We start from the raw sequence: 21128 nt of genomic DNA on the forward strand, positions 1-21128 counted from the left end.
CCTTATCAGTGTCGCAGGATCTTGCGGGCTGTGCACGGCGCGCCGCATGGCGGGTGGGGGGGGATTCGAACCCCCGAGACGCTCTCGCGCCCGCCGGTTTTCAAGACCGGTGCAATCAACCGCTCTGCCACCCACCCGTGTGTCTGCCATTTACCGGCTCGGAGAAGCGCTGTCCAGACGGTGGGGCGACTCGGGGTTCAGCCGCGCGAGAATTCTTCGAGCTTGGCTTCGAGCGCGCGCTTGAAGCGGTCTTTGTCGGGCTCGGCGGCATCGAGCAGTTCCTTGACCCGCCAGAATTCGAGGAGGCCGAAGGCGTTGATCGAGGGCTGGACGTAGATGTCGGGCGGGTAGCGCTCCATCATGTTGCGCACGATGGTGTCGATCATGATCTGGGTGGCGACGAAGCCGGTGTCGACCATGCCGGGGATCTGGTCGTCCTGGGGAGTCATTGCGGTGCCGTTGACGTCTATGCCGATCAGGATGTCCGATGTGGCGGCCACGAGATCGAGCGGGACGGGATTGACCACCCCGCCGTCGATATAGGTGGCGCCCTCGATCCGGACCGGCTTGAACGCGGCGGGAATGGCCATGGAGGCGGCGATGGCGAGCCTGAGCGAGCCCTCGCGGAATACCACCTGCTCCCAGGTGTAGAAGTCGGTTGCCACCGTCGAGAACGGAATGCGCAGGGCCGAAAAGGCGTCCGGGAAGCCATCGGGCAGGAACGCGCCGGTGATCGACTCGGCATCGACCTGAAAGCTCAGCCCGTTCTGGACCATGCCGATCAGGCTCGGGCGGTGCGCCGACAGGACGGTGCCCGCAATCAGTTGGAAGCTGCCCAGAACGGTGGTTGCGTGCTCGCGCAGCTCCTTGCCGGTCATCCCGCGTGCCCATCCCGCGCCGATCAGCGCGCCGATGGAGGTGCCCGCGATGGCCGCGGGGTAAAGGCCCATCTCATCCATCGCTTCGATATAGGGGATGTGGGACAAACCGCGCGCAGCGCCGCCGCCAAGGGCAACCCCGATGCGCGGGGAAGAGATTTCGGCGAGAGCGAAGTTCATTGAGTCTTGTGCCCGGCGTAAGTGCGCGGGTCCACATTAGTTGGGGCTGGCCCTGCGCACAACCGAGCGTTCAGCCGCGACGGGCGCGCAGATGGGCAAGCTCGACGATGATGGGGCTCGCGGGCACGACGTGCTTGCGGAAGGCGATTTCCCAGGCGCCCTCGAGCAACTCCTCGATCGAGAGGTGCAACGGGGTGGGCAGGCTATCGGCCCGCAGGAGGATCTGCGAGATTTCTTCCGCCTGCCCGCATACGGACTGATTGGTTGTAGGCAGTCTGGGGTGTCTGAGCATAGCCAATCCATACCTGCCCAACGCAAAGTCTGCACAAACGCCGGACCTGTGATTTGAATCAAAATCCGGACCGAACCGATCAGTATCGCCGTGTGGGACTGCGTCAGAGCTTCGGCGGTGTGCGGTTGGCCCGTTCCCGCTCGACCACGGCCCGGCTGCGCCTTCGTGAAATCAGGTACATCGAAACCGCGACCGCAAGGGCGGCGCCAAGCATCACGAGGCCGACCTGGGCGGCATCGAGCCCGGACGTGAGCAGCAGGATCAAGGCGAGCGTGAGGCCCGCGGCGATGAGCAACAAGCGCGTGTTCGGCATTCCGACCTCCCTCAGAAGGGGGGAGGATAGCTGCGAGTGCGGGGAAAAGTAAACGCAAAGCCCTCCCGGAGCAGGCTCCGGGAGGGCTTTTGTCCTGCCGATGGCGTGTGGCGCTCAAGCGCGCCGCTTACATAGGATGATGGACGCAGACGTTCTTGATCTGCTGGTAGGCCGAGATGGCCTCGAGCCCCTTTTCGCGGCCGAAGCCCGAGAGCTTGTAGCCGCCGAAGGGGAACTCCACGTCGAGCCCCACGCCGAAGGCGTTGACCCAGACCTGGCCCACGCGCAGGCGCTCGCTCAGGCTCATGGCCTTGTTGATGTTGGTGGTGTGCACACCCGCAACGAGCCCGAAGGGGGAATCATTGGCGATGCGGATGGCTTCCTCGGGGGTATCGAAGGGGATGACCGTAAGGACGGGCCCGAAGATTTCCTCGCGGGCGATGCGTGTATCGTTGCCCGCGCCCACGACCAGCCCAGGCCGCACGAAGGCGCCGTCCGCGAGCGCGGCGTCTGAAGGAATTTCACCGCCGAGCAGCAGTTCGCCGTCCTGGCGGGCGATGTCGTAATAGGCTTCCACGTCCTTGCGATGCGCCTGGCTGACGAGCGGGCCCATGTCGGGATCGTCGATGCCGGCGCCGAGCTGGACATCCTTGATGCGCTCGTGAAGCAGTTCGACCACCCGATCATGGGCGGAGCGTTCCACCAGCAGGCGGGTGCCCGCGTTGCAGACCTGGCCGCAATGGGTGAGAAAGCCACCCGCCACGATCGGGATCGCCCGCTCCATATCGGCATCGGCGAACAGGATCTGGGGGGACTTGCCGCCCAGTTCCATATTGGACGGGATGGCGTGGGAGGCTGCGGCCTCGAGCACGCGGCGACCGGTGGGCACCGAGCCGGTGAAGGTGATCTGGTCGACACCGGGATGGCGGGCCAGCATGTCGCCCACCAGCGAGCCGCGCCCGTTGATGAGGTTCACCTGACCTTCGGGCAGGCCCGCTTCCAGACAGATCTTGAGGAACTCGTAAGCGGTGACGGGCGTTTCGCTGGCCGGCTTGATGACCACCGAGCAGCCTGCCGCAAGGGCAGGGGCAACGCCACGTGCGATGAGCTGGAAGGGATAGTTCCACGGGATGATGTGCAGGCTCACACCGATGCCTTCACGCACTGTCCAGTCCGTATAGTTGGGGCCAAGCGGGATCGAGTTGCCGTGCAGCTTGTCGGCGGCGCCGCCGTAAAACTCGAAGAAGCGCGCCGCGCAGTCGACTTCCCAATAGGCGTCGCGCATCGGCTTGCCGCTGTCTTCGCTCTCCTTGCGCGCGATCTCGTCGCGCCGCATCAGAATCAGCTCGCCGATCCGGTGCAGAACGCGTCCGCGCTCGAAGGGACGCATCTGGGACCACGGACCGTCGTCGAAGGCCTTGCGCGCCGAGCGGACGGCCAGATTGACCTCGATTTCCCCGGCCCGGGCATAGGTGGCGATCACTTTGCCGGTGGACGGGTCGCGGGTCTCGCCAACACCGTCCGATGCGTCGGCGTATTCCTTGTTGCCGATGACGAGCGGGATAACGGGCGTGCTCATGGTGTACTCCTCAAGTGACCTTTTCTGGCGCCAAGTTGTATACACCAAAATTTAGATTGTCGACATAGTTTGACAAAATGTGCGCACCTTGCTAGCAAAACTGCTGTCTGAATTGGAGGATCGAATGGAGCTGGGTCTCAAAGGCAAGCGCGCCTTGATCACGGCCGCCTCGCGCGGGTTGGGGCGTGCATCCGCTCTGGCCCTGGCAGGCGAGGGCGCACGAATCGCGGTTGCCGCGCGCAATCCCGAGGCCGCCCGCGGCTTCCTCGATGAGCTGCGCGATGCGGGTGCGGAGCAGGCGGACGTGGTGCACATCGACCTGGCCGACCGCGATACGCTGGCGTCGGGCGTCGATCAGGCTGCAGAAAAGCTTGGCGGGCTGGATATCTTCGTGGGCAATACCGGCGGGCCGGAAGCCGCGCCGTTCCTCGGCGTCAAGCGCGAGGGCTGGGAAGCAGCGCTGGGCGAAAGCCTTTTGCCGCTGGTCGACCTGACGCACGCGGTGCTGCCCTATATGCGCGAGAGCCAGTGGGGCCGGATCGTCTACATCACGACCGTGGGCGTGAAGATCGTCCAGCCCAATATGGTGCTCTCGGATTCCATCCGGCTTGCCGTCGTTGGCATGGCCAAGTCGCTGTCGATCGAGTTCGCCCATGAAGGGATCATGGTCAACTGCCTTTGCCCAGGCCCGTTTGCGACGGACCGCATGGAATATCTCGTCAATTCCAGCGTGGAGCAGCAGGGGCTGAGCCGCGCGGATGCAGAGAAACTGTGGCTGAACGAAGTGCCGGTGGGCAAGTTCGGCGACCCCGCGGACTTCGGCGCCTTCGTGGCTCTGCTTTCCTCCGAACGTGCGGGCTTTGTGACCGGAACGGCCATCGCGCTCGATGGTGGCAAGTCGCGGGCCTATTGACCGCCTAACCTATGGAAAAGACCATGACAAATCAGTTCGACGGTGGCGCTGCGATCGTCAAGTGGCTCAAGAACGCCGGCATCAAGAACGTCTATTCGGTTTCGGGCGGGCCCATCAACGCGATCTATCGCGCCTGCGCGCATCAGGGACTGCAACTGGTCCATACCCGCCATGAATCCGCTGCCGGTTACATGGCCGAGGCTGCGGGCCGGGTGTCAGGCAAGCCCGCCGCTCTCGTGGTGACGCTCGGGCCGGGGGTCGGCAATGCGGTGACCCCGGCGCTGGTCGCCAATCTCGGGGGCACACCGCTGCTCATCATCGGCGCGCAATCGGCGACCGCCTCGTCCGACAAGGGCGCAGGCATGTCGTTCGAGGTGCTGCCGACCATGCGCAGCGTGACCAAATGGGCCGCGCGCTGCACCGATCCCGCACGCCTGCCGGAATATCTCGACATGGCCTGGCGCAAGATGTGGGCCGGACGGCCGGGGCCGGTTTTCCTCGAAGTGCCCACCGATGTGCTGCATGCGCCTATCGACGCTGAGCCCGATACTATCGCGGCACAGGCGCCGGTGATGCCGGGCAAGCCGGGCCTTGGTGCAGAGGAGCGGGCCGCGTTCCTCGCACGGTTTGCGGCAGCCAAGCGCCCCATCCTGCTTCTGGGCGACGATACGTTCTACGATCCGAGCGAGAAGCTGCAGGGCGCCGTCGAAAAGCATGGGCTGCCGTTCTTCACCCTGCGACTGGCGCGCGGCATCATCGACGAGCGCCACGCGCTCTGCGCCGGGCCGGGCTATACCCCTTGCAACGGTGCCCTGCGCCGGGCCCTCAAGGAATCCGATCTGGTCATTCTGCTCGGGCATCACTTCGAGTTCGATCTGGAATTCGGTTCGACGATTCCCGATGGCACCGAGATCGTGCAGATCGCGCCCGATCAGGAGGTGCTGCACCGGAACCGCCGGGCGAGCCTCGCCATCGCGTCGACGGCCTCGGCTTTCGTCGAGGCGCTGGCCGGGGCCGATACCGGTGAACTCGACAAGGACTGGATCGAGGGCGTGATCGCCGAATGGCACGTCGAATTCGATGGCCAGAAGGGCGAGGACGACGAGAGCGGGCTGCATCCGGTCAATGCCGTGGACGCCGTGCGCGCTGCAATGCCCGATGACGCGATCTTCGTCACGTCCCACGGCAATATCGATTTCTGGGCCGATGCGCGGCTCAAGGTGCCGGGCCGTGGCCGCTATCTGCGCGCGGGGCAGTCGGGCACGCTGGGCGCGGAGGTGCCCTATGGCGCCGGCGCCAATTTCGAAGATCCCGAATCACCGGTGGTGGTTTTCGTCGGCGACGGGGGCGTGGGATACCACGTGACCGAACTCGACACCGCCGAGCGCTATGGGCGTGCGTTCACCATCGTGGTCCTCGACGACCAGATGTGGGCAGCCATCGCCCTGCCGCAGGAGATGAAGTACGGCGAGACCTACGAGATGAAACTGCCGCGCCGCGACTGGGCGAAGGTGGCCGAGGGGCTCGGGGGCAAGGGCTATGTCGCGACCACGGCACAAGAGATCGATGCGGCCATGAAGGACGCGGTCGCTTCGGGCAAGCCGGCCATCGTGCAGGTGCCCGTTCGCTCGGTGCTCAGCCCCTACATGGCGTACATCTCCTAAGTGAGCAATTTCTGACAAGAAACGGATTGTGCTATGAAAATCTTCAAGGACGGTAATAAGACCGGCATCACCCCGCCCAACCATTTCGGCGGTCTGAACGTGCTCGATATCGTGCCGTTCGCCGGCAGCAATTTTGCCGTGCAGGTCTCCAAGGCACCCAAGGGTGGCGGGGGCGAGATGCACCACCATGACGACATGACCCAGGTCTTTTACGTCGTGGAGGGTGCGCTGACCTTCGACACCGGCAAGGAACGCTTCACCCTGAGCGCGGGGCAGGCCGTGGTTTTCGAGCCCCTTGATCCCCATTACACGATCAATGAGCAGGAAGAGGAGTGTGTAAGTCTGGTCATTTCAGTAAAGCAGTGAGGCTAAATTGACGCGACGGTGACGCGGCAATAGATAAAGTCATCCGCGTATTTCCGGAGAGCACTTATGGCCTCAGACGTTGCAACTGAACCCCAGGCACATGGCGCCTCGTCGTCGAACCTCATTCGGGTTCTCGAGGACGATATCCTGAGCGGCGCGTTGCGGCCCGGTGACCGGTTGGACGAACAGGCCCTTGCCCGACGGTTCAGTGTGTCACGCACCCCGGTCCGGGAAGCCCTGAGGCATCTGGCGTCCAGCGGGCTCGTGGAAATCCGGCGCAATCAGGGAGCGATGGTTCGCTCGCTGACCACCGGGGAGCTCGTGGAAATGTTTCAGGTTCTGGCCGAGATGCAGGGTCTTGCGGCGCGTCTTTGTGCGCGGCGGATGTCCCGCAGCAAGGTCAAGGAACTGCGGCAGCTCAACGAGGCCTGCGAGCGCTATGCGGACCGCGACGAGCATGTGCAGTTCTTTGCGGCCAACACCGAGTTCCACGATGCTATCGAACGCGGTGCGCAGAACAGCTTTCTGATGGAAGAGAATGCCAAGCTGGCCAAACGGCTTCGCGCCTATCGCTGGCACATGACCTTCCAGCCCCGCCGGATGTCCAATTCGGTCGAGGAGCATTTCCGGATCGTCGAGGCGATCGAGCGGGGTGACGAGGAAGCGGCGCACAAGCTCATGCGGGCCCATGTGGACCTGCTCGCGGGCTCGGCCACCGACGTGCTGATCGCTCTGGAAGCCAAAATCAACGGTTAGGCAAACGCTCCGGGTCGACCGGAGTTGAGCTGATGTGAACAACGCGGCGCCGCTGCGCCAGCACGCGCGCGCCTGGGCTTTCGAGCTTTGCCTGTTCCGAGGGATCGGAACGCTGGCTCCAAGCCTCTGATTTATCGCGCTCCCGGCCCGGAAAAGTGTGTGCACTTTTTCCTCGGAGCGCACTTGCCCGGAGGACTAGATTGATGACCGCCCTGAAGTTGACCGCCAACAGATCGGGTCACCTCGACGAGACGCTCGATGCCACCCAGAAAAAGGTCGTGGGTGTGCAGGCGCCAGAGGAGGTCCGGCGCTATCTCGGGGCGTTTCCCGCCTATGCGCCGACCCCGCTCGTGGAGTTGCCCGACCTGGCCGCATCGCTCGGGGTCGGGCAGATCGCCATCAAGGATGAAAGCCCGCGCTACGGCCTGTGCAGTTTCAAGGCGCTGGGCGGCGCCTATGCCGTGGCGCGGCTGGTGCACCGGTTTTTGGAGGATCGGCTGGGCCGCGCGGTCGATCCGGCGGAAATGCTCGGGGACGAGTGCAAGGCGCTGGCCTCCGAGATGACCGTCAGTTGCGCGACGGACGGCAATCACGGACGTTCGGTGGCTGCGGGGGCCCAGATGTTCGGCTGCCGCTGCGTGATCTTTCTCCATGCGGGGGTGAGCGCGGGCCGCGAGCGCGCCATTGCCGGCTTTGGCGCGGAAATCCGGCGCACGGACGGCAATTACGACCAGTCGGTCGCCGAAGCAACCGAAACGGCCGAGCGCGAGGGATGGACGACGGTCTCGGACTTTTCCTGGCCGGGCTATGAGGAAATTCCCGGTCTGGTCATGCAGGGCTATACGCTCATGCTCGACGAAATCTTCGCCCAGTCCGAAGCGCCTTTCACCCACATCTTCGTCCAGGGCGGCGTGGGTGGCCTTGCGGCCGTGGTGGCGGGCTATTTCCTCGATCGGATGGGCAAGGACCGCCCGAAGGTGGTCGTGGTCGAACCGGATCTTGCCAACTGCCTGCAGCTGAGCGCACAGGCCAATGAGCGGGTGTCCATGGAGCCGGGGCGCTCCACGGTGATGGCGATGCTCGAGTGCTATGAGCCGTCGCTTGTCGCCTGGGGCATTCTCGAAAAATCTGCCGACTACTACGTTGCGATCCCGGACGACCACGCGATCGAGGCCATGCGGCTTCTGGCGAAACCGATCGGGTCCGACAGGCCCCTCGAAATCGGGGAGTCGGGCGGCTCGGGACTCGGCGGATTGATGGCGGTCATGGCAGACTCAAAGGCAAGAGAGACGCTGGGGCTCGGGCCATCTGCGCGCATCCTGTTGCTTGGAACCGAAGGGGCTACGGACCCCGAACTTTACAAATCGCTGATCGAGGGTCAGCCGTTTTCGCAGCCGGAGGCGCACGCATGACCGATATTTTCCAGAGCACAGTCGTCAACGAGGCCGCCTACGACAGCGCGCGCAAGGCGCTCCACGACAATGGCGTGCGTCTGCCCCGGATATCCGAGTTGGCAAACCCCGAGACGATCGAAGCCGGGGTGACCGAGAGGCTGAGCGATGTCGATCCGGATTCCGCCGATCCGCTCAACCTCTTCCGTATCCACTGGCACAATGACGAGGGCAGGGCCGGGCAGGGCGGCGTGCCGGCCCATGTGGTGCTGCCTCCCGAGCTGACGGGCACCAAGGCCAAGATCATCGTTCTGATTGGCGACAGGTTCCCGATGATCGGCGCACACAAGGTGCTGGCCGCCTATGGTTGCCTGATCCCGCGGCTGCTGACCGGCCAATTCGATCCCGCGACCCAGCGCGCCGTGTGGCCCTCGACGGGCAATTACTGCCGCGGCGGGGTGGCGATCTCGACCATCCTGGGCTGCCGCAGCGTCGCCGTGCTGCCCGAGGGCATGAGCGCCGAGCGATTCGGCTGGCTGGAATCCTGGGTGCGCGACCCTTCCGATATCGTGCGCACGCCGGGTAGCGAGAGCAATCTCAAGGAAATCTACGACGCGTGCGCGGAACTGGAAAAGGACAGCCAGAACGTCATCCTCAACCAGTTCAGCGAATTCGGAAACTACGTCATCCACCGCGCCGTGACCGGGCCTGCCTTCGAGGCCGCTTTCAACGCGGTCAAGGGCGAGAGCGCTCTGCGCGCCCGCGCGTTCGTCTGTGCTTCGGGGTCCGCGGGGACACTTGCGGCGGGCGACCATCTCAAGCAGGCGCTGGGTAGCCAGATCGCCGCTGTGGAGTCGCTGGAGTGTCCGACCATGCTGCGCAACGGCTATGGTGAGCACAACATCCAGGGCATCGGCGACAAGCACATGCCGCTGATCCACAACGCGCTCAACACCGATTACGTGATCGGGGTTTCCGACCAGGCGTCCGACACGCTCAACGTGCTGTTCAACTCCGAAAGTGGGAAACAATATCTTCGCGATAACAAGGGTTTTTCGGAAGAGCTTCTTTCAGAACTTCATCATTTCGGGCTTTCGGGCCTCGCCAACATCGTGGCTGCGATCAAGCTGGCGAAATATCTCGACCTCGGCGAGGACGACGCGCTGTTGACCGTGGCCACGGACTCGGCGGCGATGTACGGCTCGCAATATGACAAGACGCTGTCGAGCGCGTATCCGGGTGGATTTGCGGCGCTCGATGCCGCGGAGGCCTTCGGCAGACATATCGGCGGGATCGCGACCGACAATGTCGAGGAGCTGGACCGGATCGGGCGGGAACGGATTTTCAATCTCGGCTATTATACCTGGGTGGAACAGCAGGGCACGCCGCTCGAGCTCTTCGACCGTCGGCGCCATCAGTCGTTCTGGGATGGTCTGATGGCGTATGTTCCGGTTTGGGACGAAATGATCGATGCTTTCAACAGGGCGGGCTGAGCTGCCCGATTCGCGACCGATTTCATGCGCTCCGCAAGGCGTGGGCCAGCAACCCGGCGGGCCCGTTTTTGCGGACTACGTCTTGCCTGCGCTGCTCGAGTTCATGAGGGCAGGCAAAAGCACGGCTCTGGTCACGCTCGTCGCTATTGACGGCTCCTCGCCCCGGCCGCTCGGCAGCCAGATGGCCGTGTGCGAGGATGGCACGGCCGTGGGCAACATCACCGGCGGCTGCGCTGAGGCGGCCATTGTCGCAGAGGCGGTCCAAGCGATGGACGAGGGGCGGGATCGCCGGGTCCGCTACGGAGAAGGCTCTCCCTATTTCGACGTCCGCCTCCCATGCGGCTCGGGGATAGAAATCTACATCAACGTGTCGGTGAGCCGGGCAACGATCGAAGCGCTGGACACGGCGGTCGTCCAGCGCGCGCCCACGACGCTGATCCAGAACGTTTCGACCGGCGAGACAGAGCTGAAGCCCGGCAGCGCAGACTGCGGGTTCGACCCGGAAGGGAGCCTCTTCGCGCGTCCCTTCCTGCCCGTTCCGCGCCTTGTCGTCATTGGCCGGGGGCCCGTGGTGACCAGTCTCGTGCATCTTGCGTCGGGGCTGGACTGGGACGTTCGGGTGCAATCCTCGGACGAGGCGCTGCTCGATGCGCTCGCGTCAACGGCCAGCCAACGCGTGCACCTGTCCATGCCCGACAGCTTTTCCGCCGAGGACCTCGATTTCCGGACCGCAGGGGTGCTGCTGTTCCACGACCACGACTGGGAGCCCCCGATTCTCAAGCGCCTGCTGGCGTCCGAGTGCTTCTATGTCGGCGCACTGGGCAGCCGCAGGACCCATGCACGCCGGGTCGAGATCATGAGCCAGATCGGGGTGAGCGCGGAGGACATCGCGCGGGTGCGTGGGCCCGTGGGGCTCGATATCGGCGCCAAGTCCCCGCCCGAGATCGCGATCTCGATCCTCGCCGAGATCATCGCGGCCCATCATGGCAAGCTGGCCGACAATGGCTGACGCGGAGGGCAGCTCGGCGGTTCTTCTGGCGTCGGGGCTCTCGTCCCGGTTCAGTGCCGGCCACAAGCTGGCCGCCGCTCTGCAGGACCGTCCGGTGGGCGTGTGGGCGCTCGATGCGCTCGCCGCTTCCCGGCTGGACCTCGTGCGGGTGGTGTGCTCTCCGCCAACGCCTTTCGAGGTTCTGGCGGCGGCGCAGGATTTCGGGTTCGAGATCGTCCACAACCCCGATCCTGAAGCCGGGCTGGGCGCTGCCATCGCCATGGCGTTCAGCCGTCCGGGTCTGGGGGCCCGGGCGTTCATCGCCCTCGCGGACATGCCGTTCGTGCGGGCGGAGGATTATGTCCGGTTGCAGGGCGCGCTGAGTGCCGCGCCCGACAGAACCATCGCCGTGCCGACCCATGAGCGCCGGCGGGGGCATCCGGTGCTCTTTGACAGAAAACATTTCGCGGCTCTCGGCAGGCTGACCGGTGACCGGGGCGCAGCGGGCATTCTTCGTGAAGAGGGCGACGCGGTGCTCGACGTGCACGTGGATAACCCCGGTGTGCTCATCGACATCGACACGCAGGAGGCGCTGCAGGCCGCGCAGGCGTTCACCCTCGAGGGTTCAGAATAGTCCGCCCGGGGCGAAGGCGCCGGGAAGGAATTCGGCGAATGCTTTGACCGCGGGCCGCATGATCTGGTTGCGGAGCCGGAGGCTGGTGACCCGCACCGAGGGGAGCTTTTCCACGATCGGACGCGCGGCGACGAGGCTCCCGTCATAGGTGATCGAGGTGCCGGGCAGGGCGTTATGGATCGTGTACCCGCGTCCATGGCCGACCAGCCCGCGGATCAGTTCGTAGGATTTGGAGCGGTAGAACACCACCGGCTCGACCCCGCAGATGCTGAACAGGTTCATGAAGTATTCCCGCGAGTGGGGCAGGTCGAGCAGGATGAAGGGCTCGTTGGCCACCTGCTTAAGGCTTATACGCCTTTGACCGGCGAGCGAGTGCCCGGCGCCGACCAGAAGATAAGGCGGCAGCTCCACGAGCGTGTCGCCAGTGATCTCGGGCGGCAGTGCATAAGCATAGGCGATGGCGATTTCCATGCGGCCCGAGAGCAGTCCTTCGACGATCTCCTGCTGGTTGCCCTCCTCGAGGCGGACGGTGATTGTGGGGTGGTGGTGCGCGAAGGCCGACAGCAGGGATGGCATATACCGGGTCGCGAGGGTGCCGAAGCAGCCCACAGTGATTTCGCCTGCGATGCTGGTGCCCATCGTCGCTGCCGATTTCTCGAAGTCCGCGGCGTGCTTGAGAAGCTGGCGCGCCTCGTGCACGAAACGCGCGCCGGCGGCGGTCAGCGTGATGCCGCGGGCGTGGTGGCGGATGAATATCTGGGTGCCCAGTTGCGCCTCCATTTCCGAGATGGCGCCAGAGATGGCGGGCTGGGAAATGCCGAGTTTCCGGGCCGCGGCGGTCACGGTACCCAGGTCGGCGGCAGACACGATATAGCGCAGCGAACGGAGGGAAATCGGCATCAGTTTTTCCAAAGCAAAAGCACAGATAATACTATTTTACTAATGCTGGCTATTGCGACAACCTCGTCATTGTGATGATCGCCTCGGGGGGAGGTTTCCCGCCAGGACGGAACGGCAGACAGCGTCTGCACACCGGAATCTTCAAGGCCTGTGGGGGGCCGCAATGGAGGTTCGCAGGTGGTACTTTCCTGGCATCACGTATCCCGCCGATGTGGTCTTCATCGAACTTTATCGAGGAAGGGAACATCTCATGGGTTTAATCAACGCACTCAAACTCTCATGCGCGACAGCAGTTGTCGTCGGCTCTCTGGCCGGTGGCGCCTTTGCGCAGACTTCGCTTCGGCTCGCCGTGGAAACGACCTCGGGCGATCCGACCAACGTGATGCTCGCCACATTCCGTGACGAGCTCGAGGCCGCGGCGGGCGACGACGTCTCGCTCGAGTTCTTCGATGGCGGCAGCCTGGGCGACGAAATCGCGCTCATGGAAATGATCCGGGCCAATCAGGCCCAGGTCGTGCCGATCGGGTCCGATATCGTCGACCTCGACACGCACTTCTCGATCTTTGACGCCCCGTTCCTGTTCGGCACCAAGCAACAGGCCCGCGACGCGCTGGATGGCGAACTGGGCGATCTGCTCAAGACGTCGCTGCGCGAAGAGGCAGGGCTCGAGGTTCTGGCCTTCGGCGAACTGGGCTTCCGCGTGATCTCCAACAATGTGCGCCCGATCAACACGCCCGAGGATCTGGCCAACCTCAAGCTGCGGACCCCGGGCAGCCCGACGCGCATCATGGCGTTCACGACGCTCGGTGCCGCGCCAACCCCGATGTCTCTGGGCGACGTCTATGTCGCGCTGCGTCAGGGTGCGCTCGATGGACAGGAGAACCCGATGTCGGTCATCGAGGAATTCTCGTTCCACGAGGTTCAGGACTACATCACCCTGACCAACCACGTTTATACGCCGATCACGCTCGCCATGAACGGGGGCGCCTACGACGCGCTGTCCGACGAACTCAAGCAGGCTGTGGCCGAAGCCGCCGAGACCGCAGCAATTGCCACGCGTGAGCTTTCCGACGAACAGGATGCCCGGCTGGTGGCCTTCTTTGAAGAAGCCGGTGTCGAGGTGAACACTCCGGATCTCGCGTCCTTCCAGGCAGCGTCCGAGCCGATCTACGATGAGATCGCGGCGGTCGTCTCCCAGGAGTTCATGGATAGCGTGCTCGAGATCATCAATGAATAACCGGGCAATCCAGCGGCAGGACGAAAGTCCTGCCGCCCCTCATTTCCGCTACGACGGCAACGGCACCAAGGCACGCATCGGCCTGATCTTCATGGCATCGAGCATCGTCATGGAGTCCGAGATGTGGGCCATGGCCGCCGAGGGGGTCGCCACCCACACAGCCCGCATCAAGCTTCCCAAGGTGACCGTCGAGGGCATCGAGGAGATGATGACGGCGCCAGAGCTCGAGCAGGCTGCGCGGCATCTGGCCTCGGCACCGATCGATGTCTTGTGTTTCGGCGGCACCAGCGCCTCGTTCCTACATGGCACGGCCTACGACAAGGCCCTGATCAAGAAGTTGCAGGGCTGGGCTCCCGGGCCCAAGGTCACCACCGCCTCGACGGCAACGCTTGCGGCGCTCGCCGAAGTCAAAGCCGGGAAGGTGGCGCTCGCCACCCCTTATGTTGACGGGGTCCACCAGCGCGCGATCCGTTTCCTCGAGGAGAACGGCCATGAGGTGGTCTCCTCGGACAATCTCGGGATCGATACCGACCAGGCGCTGGCCGAAGTGCCGCCGCAGAAGGTTTATGATCTGGTCTGTTCGGTCGACCATTCCGACGCCAGTGCCATCTTCATCTCCTGCACCAATTTCTGGTCGGCAGGGGTGATCGATGCGCTCGAACAGAAGCTCGGCAAACCTGTCGTTTCGGCAGTCCAGGCCTCGTTCTGGCACTGCCTCGAGATCCTCGACGTCAACGGCGCCAAGCCGGGCTATGGGCGGCTGTTCGCCCGGCGCCTGGCCGAGCAAGCCACAGGATAATCGCTATGACCTCACTCGGCATGTCCGTGCCGCCCGGCAGTTCGCCGCCACCCACGCTGGTCAGTCGGCTCTCGCGGGCAGTTCAGTGGATCCTCGAAACGGCGGCGATGATCCTGATGGGAGCGATGGCAATCCTCGTCTTTGCCAACGCCTTTAGCCGATACACCTTTTCGCGTCCGCTTCCCTGGACCGAAGAGGTGGTGTCCAACATTCTCGTCTGGCTGGTCGCCGTGGGCGTGGTGCTGGCCGGGATCAGACAGATCCTGATCTGCTGCGACATCCTTTCGGTCCGCCTCAAGGCGCCGACCCTGCGCCTCGTGACGATCTTCTGCACGGTTGTCGGCGCGGTCGTCCTTGCCTATTGCGCGTGGCTGACCTGGCAGTATCTGGACCTGTTCGGAGGTGACCGCTCGTCTATCCTGCGGCTACCAAAAAGCATCATGATCAGCGCCATTTTCTTCGCGCTGGCAGGGCTTTCGGCGACGTTGCTCATTTCCCTCTTCAGGCGCGGGTGAGATCATGCTGTGGATCGCTCTCTTCATGATCGTCCTGCTCTGCACGCTCGCTGTGCTGGGCATGCCCATCATTATCGCCCTCGCCACTTCGATCGTGGCCTTCATGCTGATCAGCGGGGGCTGGTCGCTCGCTCTACCCCAGCAGGTGCTCAACGGGGTCAACGACTACATCCTGATCACCCTGCCGCTATTCATCCTGGCCGGTGGCATCATGAACACGAGCGGCATCGCGGACCGGCTGTTCCAGTTCGCGGGCGCCATGGTGGGCTGGATGCGGGGCGGGCTGGCGCATGTGAACGTCGCTGTCAGCGTGATGTTCGGCGGGATGATCGGCACCTCGGTGGCCGATCTGGCCGGGACCGGGTCGGTGATCATCCCCAAGATGAAGGAGGCCGGATATCCCGGGCCCACTTCGGCGGCGCTGACGGCGACATCCTCCGGTATCGGTGTTCTGGTGCCGCCCAGCTCCCCGATGATCCTTTATTCGGCGGTGACTGGCACCTCGCTCGGAGCGCTGTTTCTGGCGGGCATCCTGCCCGGGCTGCTGATGGCCGCGGTTCTGATGGGCGTGGTCGGCATCCTTGCGCGCCGTCACGGATGGAAGCCCATGCAGAGCTTTGCCTGGAGCGAGCTTGTGCGCACCGGTCGGCGGGCAATCCTGCCGATGGGCCTGCCGGTCCTCGTTCTCGGGGGCCTGGTCATAGGCCTGTTTACCCCCACGGAAGCGGGAGCGTTCGCGGTTGCCTATGCGCTCTTTCTCTCCATGGTGGTCTATCGGAGCCTGAGTTTCGAGCGGTTGCGCGAGGTGCTGGTCAATGCGGCGATCCTCACCGGCGAGGTGATGCTGGTGGTGGGCTTTTCGGTCGCGCTCGGCTGGGCGCTCTCGGAGGCGCGGGTGCCGGTTATGCTCGCGGAGTCTCTGCAGACGCTGTTCCCGTTCGACACGGTGGTGCCGCAGATCCTGATCCTGCTGCTGATCGCGCTGATCGCCGGGATGATTCTTGATCCATTGATCCCGATGATCATGCCCGTGCTGTTGCCGACGCTGCTGGCGCTCGACGTCGATCTGCTCCACTTCGGGGTCCTGATCATCGTCACCGTCGTGATCGGGCAGGTGACGCCGCCCGTGGCGCTGGCGCTGATCGTCGCGGCGCGAATAGGCAAGGTGGACGTCATGGACACGCTCAGGGCCAACACCCCATTCCTGATCAGTCTTGTCCTGTTCCTGATCGTTCTGGTGCTGTTTCCCGGGCTGTCGACATGGCTGCCCAGCGTTCTGATGTAGCCCGACCTCCAATCGTCACCATTGCCGGCCGGATTTTCTGGCCGGCAGCCAAAACCGAAACCCGGTCCGGCGGCGGGAGGCGCGCCTTGGGCGCACCCCTGCGTCGGACCGAATCAACCCAATACATGCTCAGGTGTATCCCATGTCCTCATTAGCCCAGACATCCGATATCGGCCTCGGCCAGCAGACCAAGTCGCTGGTGTTCTACTCGGAATTCGACGACCCCACGGAGTGGCGCGAGGCCCTTCTGGCAGAGCTGCCCGATCTCGACTTCCGCGTCTATCCCGACGTGGGTGACCCTGACAGCGTGGCCTATGCGCTGGCCTGGCGTCCGCCCTCGGGCTTTTTTGAGCCGTTCCGCAATATCGAGCTGGTGGTCAATCTCGGGGCAGGGGTGGACTCGCTGACCGGCCGGGACGATTTGCCGGATGTGCCGATCTGCCGGCTGTCCGATCCCGGCATGGTCGCGCTGATGCGGAGCTACGTGCTGTTCTCGGTCATCCGATATGCGCGCGACATGGACGATTTCGAGGCGGCGCAGCGCCGTCGCGAGTGGCATTACATCCACCCCACGCCGCTCGACAAGGTCCGGGTCGGGGTCCTGGGCCTGGGCGCGCTGGGCTCGGCTGCGGCGCAGGGGCTTGCCGATACCGGGTTCGATGTCCGGGGGTGGGACATGAGCCCCAAGGAGCTGCCTGGCGTCACGGTCGAAACCGATCCGGCCAAGTGGGGAGCGTTTCTGGGCGACCTCGACATTCTGGTCAACATGATGCCGCTCACCGCCGGCACGCGCGGGATGATCGATGCGAGCGTCTTTGATGCGCTCTCGCCCGGGACCAAGTTCGTCAATGCTTCGCGCGGCGAAGTTGTCGACGAGGACGCGCTGCTGGCGGCGCTGCAATCGGGGCAGGTCGGGGCGGCGACGCTCGACGTGTTCTGCACTGAGCCCCTGCCGTCCGAACATCCGTTCTGGGCGATGGAGAATGTCTACATCACCCCGCACCTGGCCAGCATCACCGTGCCGGAATCGGCGGCGCGGGACGTCGCCGAGAGCATCCGCCGGATCAGCGCCGGGCAGTCCCCGCTCCATCAGGTCAATCCCAAGGCCGGGTTCTAAGCTGAATCGACCGCGGCAACCGGGGGCTGCCCTTGCGGCAAGCCCCCTTCTTTGCGCGCTCAGGCGATCGTTAGGCTTCGCCCCGCAGATGCGCCGAGAGGTGCCAGATGGCACTGGCCTTGAGCGGGGTTTCGCTCACCTCCACATCGAGAGCGTTGGAGACGGCATTGGCGATGGCCGCCGCCGGCCCGATGGCACCGCCTTCGCCCAGGCCCTTGGCGCCGAGCGGCGTGAGGGGGGTCGGGGTCTCGATGTGGTGCACCTCGATATCGGGGATTTCGGGCGCCTGCGGCATGAGGTAATCGGCAAAGCTCGTGGTCAGCGGCTGGCATTCGGCGTCGTAGACGAAGTGTTCGAAGAGCGCCGAGCCGATACCCTGTACCACGCCCCCGCGCACCTGTCCGTCAACGACAAGCGGGTTGAGGATGGTGCCGCAGTCTTCGACCACCACGAAGCGCTTGAGCTTCATCTTGCCGGTCGGCACGTCGATCTCGACCACCGCCGCGTGGACGGCGTTGGCATAGGTGCCGTCCCTGGGACCATCGAGGCTGAATTCGGCTTCAAGGCCGGGGATCATGCCTTCGGGCAGGTTCTCGACATTACGCAGCGCATGGCGCGCCAGCGTCCTGATCTCGACGAACCGGTCAGGATTGTCCGTCACATAGGCGCGACCGCCATAGAGCGTGATCGCGTCCTTGTCCGCCTGCATTTCGTGGGCGGCGAGGACCTTGAGCTTTTCGGCGATCTGCATCGACGCCATGTGGACGGCACCGCCGCCCAGAGGGCCGCCGCGGCTGCCCCACGTGCCCATGGAATAGGGTGAGGTGAGGGTGTCGCCGTGGCGCACGAAGATGGTCTCGGGCAGGACGCCCAGCGCATCGGCGGCGACCTGGGCCATCGTGGTCTCCAGCCCCTGGCCGTGGCTTTGCAGGCCCAGCCCGATCACCACCGTTCCATCGGGTTGCATCTCCACCCGGGCTGAAATGTAGCCGGTCTCGATGGGCACGCGACGGCGGGTGAAGTCAGGGGTTCCGTGGGCGGTCTGCTCAACGAAGCAGGCGATGCCGACGCCGGTTCTGGTCGTTGCCGAGCTTTTGGACGCTTCTGCCGCCGCGATATCGTCGGCCAGAACGTCCCGGATCTTTTCGAGCGATTCCGCGTACGAGCCCGGGTCGTAGGTGAAGCCGAGGACGTTCTTGTAGGGGAACTCGCGAATGACGTTCCTGAGCCGGAAGGCGATGGGGTCCATGCCTATTTCCCGGGCGATGTCGTCCATCAGCCGCTCCTGGGAAAAGACCGCCGATGGCCGCGCAACGCCGCGATAGGTGCCAATCGGACATTTGTTGGTTGCAAAGCCCCGGAACGTGGCTTCATAGGCCTGGAAGTCGTAAGGGCCGGGCATCACCTTGGCCGCCATGCCGGGATCGCCGGCAGCCGTGAAGGGGAAGGTCGAATAGGCGCCGACATCGACGCTGATATCGGCCCAGAGGCCGAGCAGCCTGCCGTCGTCCGAGACGTACGCCTCCAGCGTATGTTCGTGATCGCGGGCGTGAAGGCTGGCGACGAGATGCTCGCGCCGGTCCTCGATCCACTTGACCGGGCGACCGGTCTTGATCGCCAGCCACGCGACGAGAACCTCTTCACCGAACACCTGGCCCTTGATGCCGAAGCCGCCGCCGACATCGGGTGCGATGACGCGGATGCGCGCCTCGGGAAGGTCGAGCTCCTCGGCGATATAGGTGCGGACCAGATGCGGCATCTGGGTGGAGGACCAGACGGTCAGCATGCGATCGCCGGGGGTATAGTGCGCGACCACCCCGCGGCACTCCATCGGCACCCCGGCCTGACGCTGGTTGCGGTATGTGCGCCGGATGACGTGCGCGGCCTGGGCCCGCGCGGCCTCGAGATCGCCGCCCTTCATCTGGCGCTCGACGAACATGCTGTTCTTCCAGCCTTCGAAGATGGGCGGGATGGACGCGTCGCGCGCCTGATCCATGGTGCCAACGACGGGCAGGGGATCGTAATCAACGAACACCAGCTCGGCAGCGTCTTCGGCCCGATAAGGATCCTCGGCGAGAACGGCTGCGACCGGTTCGCCGACGAAGCGGACCACGTCGCGGGCAAGCAGGGGCTGCTCCGAGTACTGCATTTCCGGGTAGTCCTGATGCGCCTTCATCGAGAGATTCCCGATGTCCTCGCCGGTAAAGACCCAGGTGGGATAGCCGATGTCCTCGAGCCCGAAGGTGTCGATCTCGAGTATGCGCCCATGGGCGACCTGCGCGCGCACGAAGCTCAAGTGAAGCGTGTTGGGCAGGCGGATATCGTCGATGTAGCGCGCCGCTCCCGAGAGGAGGCGGGTGTCCTCGAAGCGCTGGACGCGGGCGCCGATCTGGCGGGGGTTCTCAGCCTTCATCTCACTGTCCTCCGCCGATCTGGTCACCGATGGCCTTGCGGACCGCCGCGACGATGCCGTGATAGCCCGTGCAGCGGCAGATATTGCCGCTCATGGCTTCGCGGATATCTTCGTCGCTGGGCAGGGTGCCCCGGGCGACGTTCTCCTCGACATAAGGGACGAGAGTCATCAGAAAGCCCGGCGTGCAGTAGCCGCACTGCAGACCGTGTTCGCTCTTGAACGCCAGCTGGAGAACATGGGTGGCATCGAACCCGCCCAGGCTCTCGACGGTCTTTATGTCCCTGCCGTCGCACTGGACCGCGAAGGTCAGGCATGAAAGGCGCGGTGTCCCATCGATATGGACGGTGCAGCATCCGCAGGCGCCGTGGGCGCAGCCGATGTGCACGCCGGCGATATCGAACTCCTGGCGGATCACGTCGGCCAGCAGCCGCCGCGGCTCGACGTCGAGGGTACGGGTCTGCCCGTTCACTGTGAGGGTGGTTTCAGTCATGGTCATGCACTGGCTTTTCCTGCGGCGTGCGCGATGCAGCGCCGGGTCAACTCCTTGATCAGGCCTTTGCGATATGCCGCCGAGGCGGCGTGATCGCCCACCGGATCGATGGCGGCCGAAAAAATACGTCCCGCTTCCTGGGCGCCCGGATCGGCGAGCGTCCGGCCGACAAGGAAGGCCTCGACGTCTGCCGAGCGGACCGGGACAAGCCTTGCGCCCGAACACACTATCCGGGCGCTGGTGATGGTGTTTCCGTCATGGCCCAGAACCACACCGATGCCGGCGATCGCGAAATCCCCAACGCGTTCTCCGAGCTCCATGAAGGCGCCGCTCGTGGGGCCCGAAGGCAGCGGGAACTCGACGGCTGTGACCATCTCGCCCGGCTCGAGCGCGGTGACATAGGCATTGAGGAAGAATTCGGTGGCGGGGATGCGGCGTTCGCCCGATGCCGATGCGGCGACGATCAGCGCATCGTGCAGCACGCAGACGGACGGCAGTTCGGCCGTCGGGTCGGCATGGGAGACGCTTCCGCCCATTGTCCCATGTCGGCGAATGGTCGGATGGCCGATCCAGTGCACCGCTTCGAGGAAGGCCGGAAAGTGCTCGGCAATCAGAGGGTCGGTGAAATAGCGCTCATGGCGCACCAGCGCCCCGATATGAAGAGCATCGCCGCGGATCTCGATGGCATCGAGCGGGAGCGCGTTGATGTCGACGAGATGGCGGGGGCGTGCAAGCCGCAGGTTCATCATGGGCACGAGGCTCTGGCCGCCGGCCAGCGGGCGCCCGTCATCCCCGAACTCAGCGAGCAGCGCCAGCGCTTGGTCGAGCGTGGACGCCTTGTGATAATCGAAAGCGGAAGGCCGCATCCGGTTCTCCCTCAAGATACTGCGCTTAAGGCGCGCCCGCAGACGCGCGTCTGATCCTC

Annotated in this window: 21 protein-coding genes and 1 tRNA gene; 13 read left to right on the forward strand and 9 right to left on the reverse strand. The window is 64.5% G+C overall.

Features of this window, described 5'->3' with window-relative positions; all coding sequences use genetic code 11:
* Positions 1 to 47: 47 nt before the first annotated feature.
* From EO136_RS06075 to EO136_RS06095, 5 genes are all read right to left on the reverse strand, one after another.
* Positions 48 to 137, reverse strand: a tRNA-Ser gene (locus tag EO136_RS06075).
* Between the two features lie 60 nt (positions 138 to 197).
* On the reverse strand, positions 198 to 1058 hold the full coding sequence (locus EO136_RS06080) for a patatin-like phospholipase family protein (protein ID WP_127143564.1): 861 nt from the start codon (positions 1056 to 1058) through the stop codon (positions 198 to 200).
* A 70-nt stretch (positions 1059 to 1128) separates the two neighbouring features.
* Positions 1129 to 1350: a hypothetical protein gene (locus tag EO136_RS06085; RefSeq protein ID WP_127143565.1), complete on the reverse strand. Its 222-nt coding sequence runs from the start codon at positions 1348 to 1350 to the stop codon at positions 1129 to 1131.
* Positions 1351 to 1453: 103 nt separating this feature from the next.
* Positions 1454 to 1663, reverse strand: coding sequence for a hypothetical protein (locus tag EO136_RS06090; RefSeq protein WP_127143566.1), 210 nt, complete (start codon positions 1661 to 1663; stop codon positions 1454 to 1456).
* 127 nt (positions 1664 to 1790) lie between these two features.
* A complete protein-coding gene (locus EO136_RS06095) occupies positions 1791 to 3242 on the reverse strand; it encodes an aldehyde dehydrogenase family protein (protein ID WP_127143567.1) in 1452 nt (483 codons plus the stop codon).
* Positions 3243 to 3366: 124 nt separating this feature from the next.
* Here EO136_RS06095 and EO136_RS06100 point away from each other — a divergent pair, with 124 nt between their 5' ends.
* The 8 genes from EO136_RS06100 to EO136_RS06135 all read left to right on the forward strand — a co-directional run bounded on the left by EO136_RS06100 (position 3367) and on the right by EO136_RS06135 (position 11447).
* Positions 3367 to 4155, forward strand: a complete 789-nt coding sequence (locus EO136_RS06100; protein ID WP_127143568.1) for an SDR family oxidoreductase — start codon at positions 3367 to 3369, stop codon at positions 4153 to 4155.
* Positions 4156 to 4178: 23 nt separating this feature from the next.
* A complete protein-coding gene (locus EO136_RS06105) occupies positions 4179 to 5819 on the forward strand; it encodes a thiamine pyrophosphate-binding protein (RefSeq protein ID WP_164730464.1) in 1641 nt (546 codons plus the stop codon).
* 33 nt (positions 5820 to 5852) lie between these two features.
* Positions 5853 to 6185 carry a cupin domain-containing protein gene (locus EO136_RS06110; protein ID WP_127143570.1) on the forward strand — a complete coding sequence of 111 codons (333 nt, stop codon included), beginning with the start codon at positions 5853 to 5855 and terminating at the stop codon, positions 6183 to 6185.
* A 66-nt stretch (positions 6186 to 6251) separates the two neighbouring features.
* Positions 6252 to 6941, forward strand: a complete 690-nt coding sequence (locus EO136_RS06115) for a GntR family transcriptional regulator (protein WP_127143571.1) — start codon at positions 6252 to 6254, stop codon at positions 6939 to 6941.
* A gap of 203 nt (positions 6942 to 7144) precedes the next feature.
* A complete protein-coding gene (locus tag EO136_RS06120; protein WP_127143572.1) occupies positions 7145 to 8353 on the forward strand; it encodes a diaminopropionate ammonia-lyase in 1209 nt (402 codons plus the stop codon).
* Positions 8350 to 9825: a pyridoxal-phosphate dependent enzyme gene (locus EO136_RS06125; protein ID WP_127143573.1), complete on the forward strand. Its 1476-nt coding sequence runs from the start codon at positions 8350 to 8352 to the stop codon at positions 9823 to 9825. The genes EO136_RS06120 and EO136_RS06125 overlap by 4 nt, the downstream gene beginning before the upstream one ends.
* An 82-nt stretch (positions 9826 to 9907) precedes the next feature.
* Positions 9908 to 10834 carry an XdhC family protein gene (locus EO136_RS06130; RefSeq protein ID WP_206513275.1) on the forward strand — a complete coding sequence of 309 codons (927 nt, stop codon included), beginning with the start codon at positions 9908 to 9910 and terminating at the stop codon, positions 10832 to 10834.
* A complete protein-coding gene (locus tag EO136_RS06135; protein WP_164730465.1) occupies positions 10827 to 11447 on the forward strand; it encodes a nucleotidyltransferase family protein in 621 nt (206 codons plus the stop codon). The genes EO136_RS06130 and EO136_RS06135 overlap by 8 nt, the downstream gene beginning before the upstream one ends.
* On the opposite strand, the gene EO136_RS06140 is transcribed toward EO136_RS06135, so the two are convergent.
* A complete protein-coding gene (locus tag EO136_RS06140) occupies positions 11439 to 12347 on the reverse strand; it encodes a LysR substrate-binding domain-containing protein (protein WP_127143576.1) in 909 nt (302 codons plus the stop codon). The two genes, EO136_RS06135 and EO136_RS06140, sit on opposite strands and share 9 nt — an antisense overlap.
* A 250-nt stretch (positions 12348 to 12597) precedes the next feature.
* Here EO136_RS06140 and EO136_RS06145 point away from each other — a divergent pair, with 250 nt between their 5' ends.
* The 5 genes from EO136_RS06145 (at position 12598) to EO136_RS06165 (ending at position 17300) form a co-directional block, all read left to right on the forward strand.
* Positions 12598 to 13584, forward strand: a complete 987-nt coding sequence (locus EO136_RS06145) for a TRAP transporter substrate-binding protein (RefSeq protein WP_127143577.1) — start codon at positions 12598 to 12600, stop codon at positions 13582 to 13584.
* The gene (locus EO136_RS06150; RefSeq protein WP_127143578.1) at positions 13577 to 14383 is read left to right on the forward strand and encodes a maleate cis-trans isomerase family protein; all 807 of its coding nucleotides are present in this window, start codon (positions 13577 to 13579) and stop codon (positions 14381 to 14383) included. The genes EO136_RS06145 and EO136_RS06150 overlap by 8 nt, the downstream gene beginning before the upstream one ends.
* A gap of 5 nt (positions 14384 to 14388) precedes the next feature.
* Complete coding sequence (locus EO136_RS06155) at positions 14389 to 14898, forward strand: TRAP transporter small permease (RefSeq protein WP_127143579.1); 510 nt, start codon at positions 14389 to 14391, stop codon at positions 14896 to 14898.
* 4 nt (positions 14899 to 14902) lie between these two features.
* Positions 14903 to 16183, forward strand: coding sequence for a TRAP transporter large permease (locus EO136_RS06160; RefSeq protein WP_127143580.1), 1281 nt, complete (start codon positions 14903 to 14905; stop codon positions 16181 to 16183).
* Between the two features lie 142 nt (positions 16184 to 16325).
* Positions 16326 to 17300, forward strand: coding sequence for a 2-hydroxyacid dehydrogenase (locus tag EO136_RS06165; protein ID WP_127143581.1), 975 nt, complete (start codon positions 16326 to 16328; stop codon positions 17298 to 17300).
* 70 nt (positions 17301 to 17370) lie between these two features.
* Here the strand turns inward: EO136_RS06165 and EO136_RS06170 are convergent, their stop codons facing one another.
* From EO136_RS06170 to EO136_RS06180, 3 genes are read right to left on the reverse strand one after another with little or no spacing between them, the layout of a single operon-like run.
* On the reverse strand, positions 17371 to 19713 hold the full coding sequence (locus tag EO136_RS06170) for a xanthine dehydrogenase family protein molybdopterin-binding subunit (RefSeq protein WP_127143582.1): 2343 nt from the start codon (positions 19711 to 19713) through the stop codon (positions 17371 to 17373).
* A gap of 1 nt (position 19714) precedes the next feature.
* On the reverse strand, positions 19715 to 20209 hold the full coding sequence (locus EO136_RS06175) for a (2Fe-2S)-binding protein (RefSeq protein WP_127143583.1): 495 nt from the start codon (positions 20207 to 20209) through the stop codon (positions 19715 to 19717).
* Positions 20206 to 21069, reverse strand: a complete 864-nt coding sequence (locus tag EO136_RS06180) for an FAD binding domain-containing protein (RefSeq protein WP_127143584.1) — start codon at positions 21067 to 21069, stop codon at positions 20206 to 20208. The genes EO136_RS06175 and EO136_RS06180 overlap by 4 nt, the downstream gene beginning before the upstream one ends.
* Positions 21070 to 21128 lie beyond the last annotated feature (59 nt).

Origin of the sequence: Pelagibacterium montanilacus, from assembly GCF_003992665.1 — a bacterium.
Taxonomy (GTDB): Bacteria; Pseudomonadota; Alphaproteobacteria; order Rhizobiales; family Devosiaceae; genus Pelagibacterium; species Pelagibacterium montanilacus.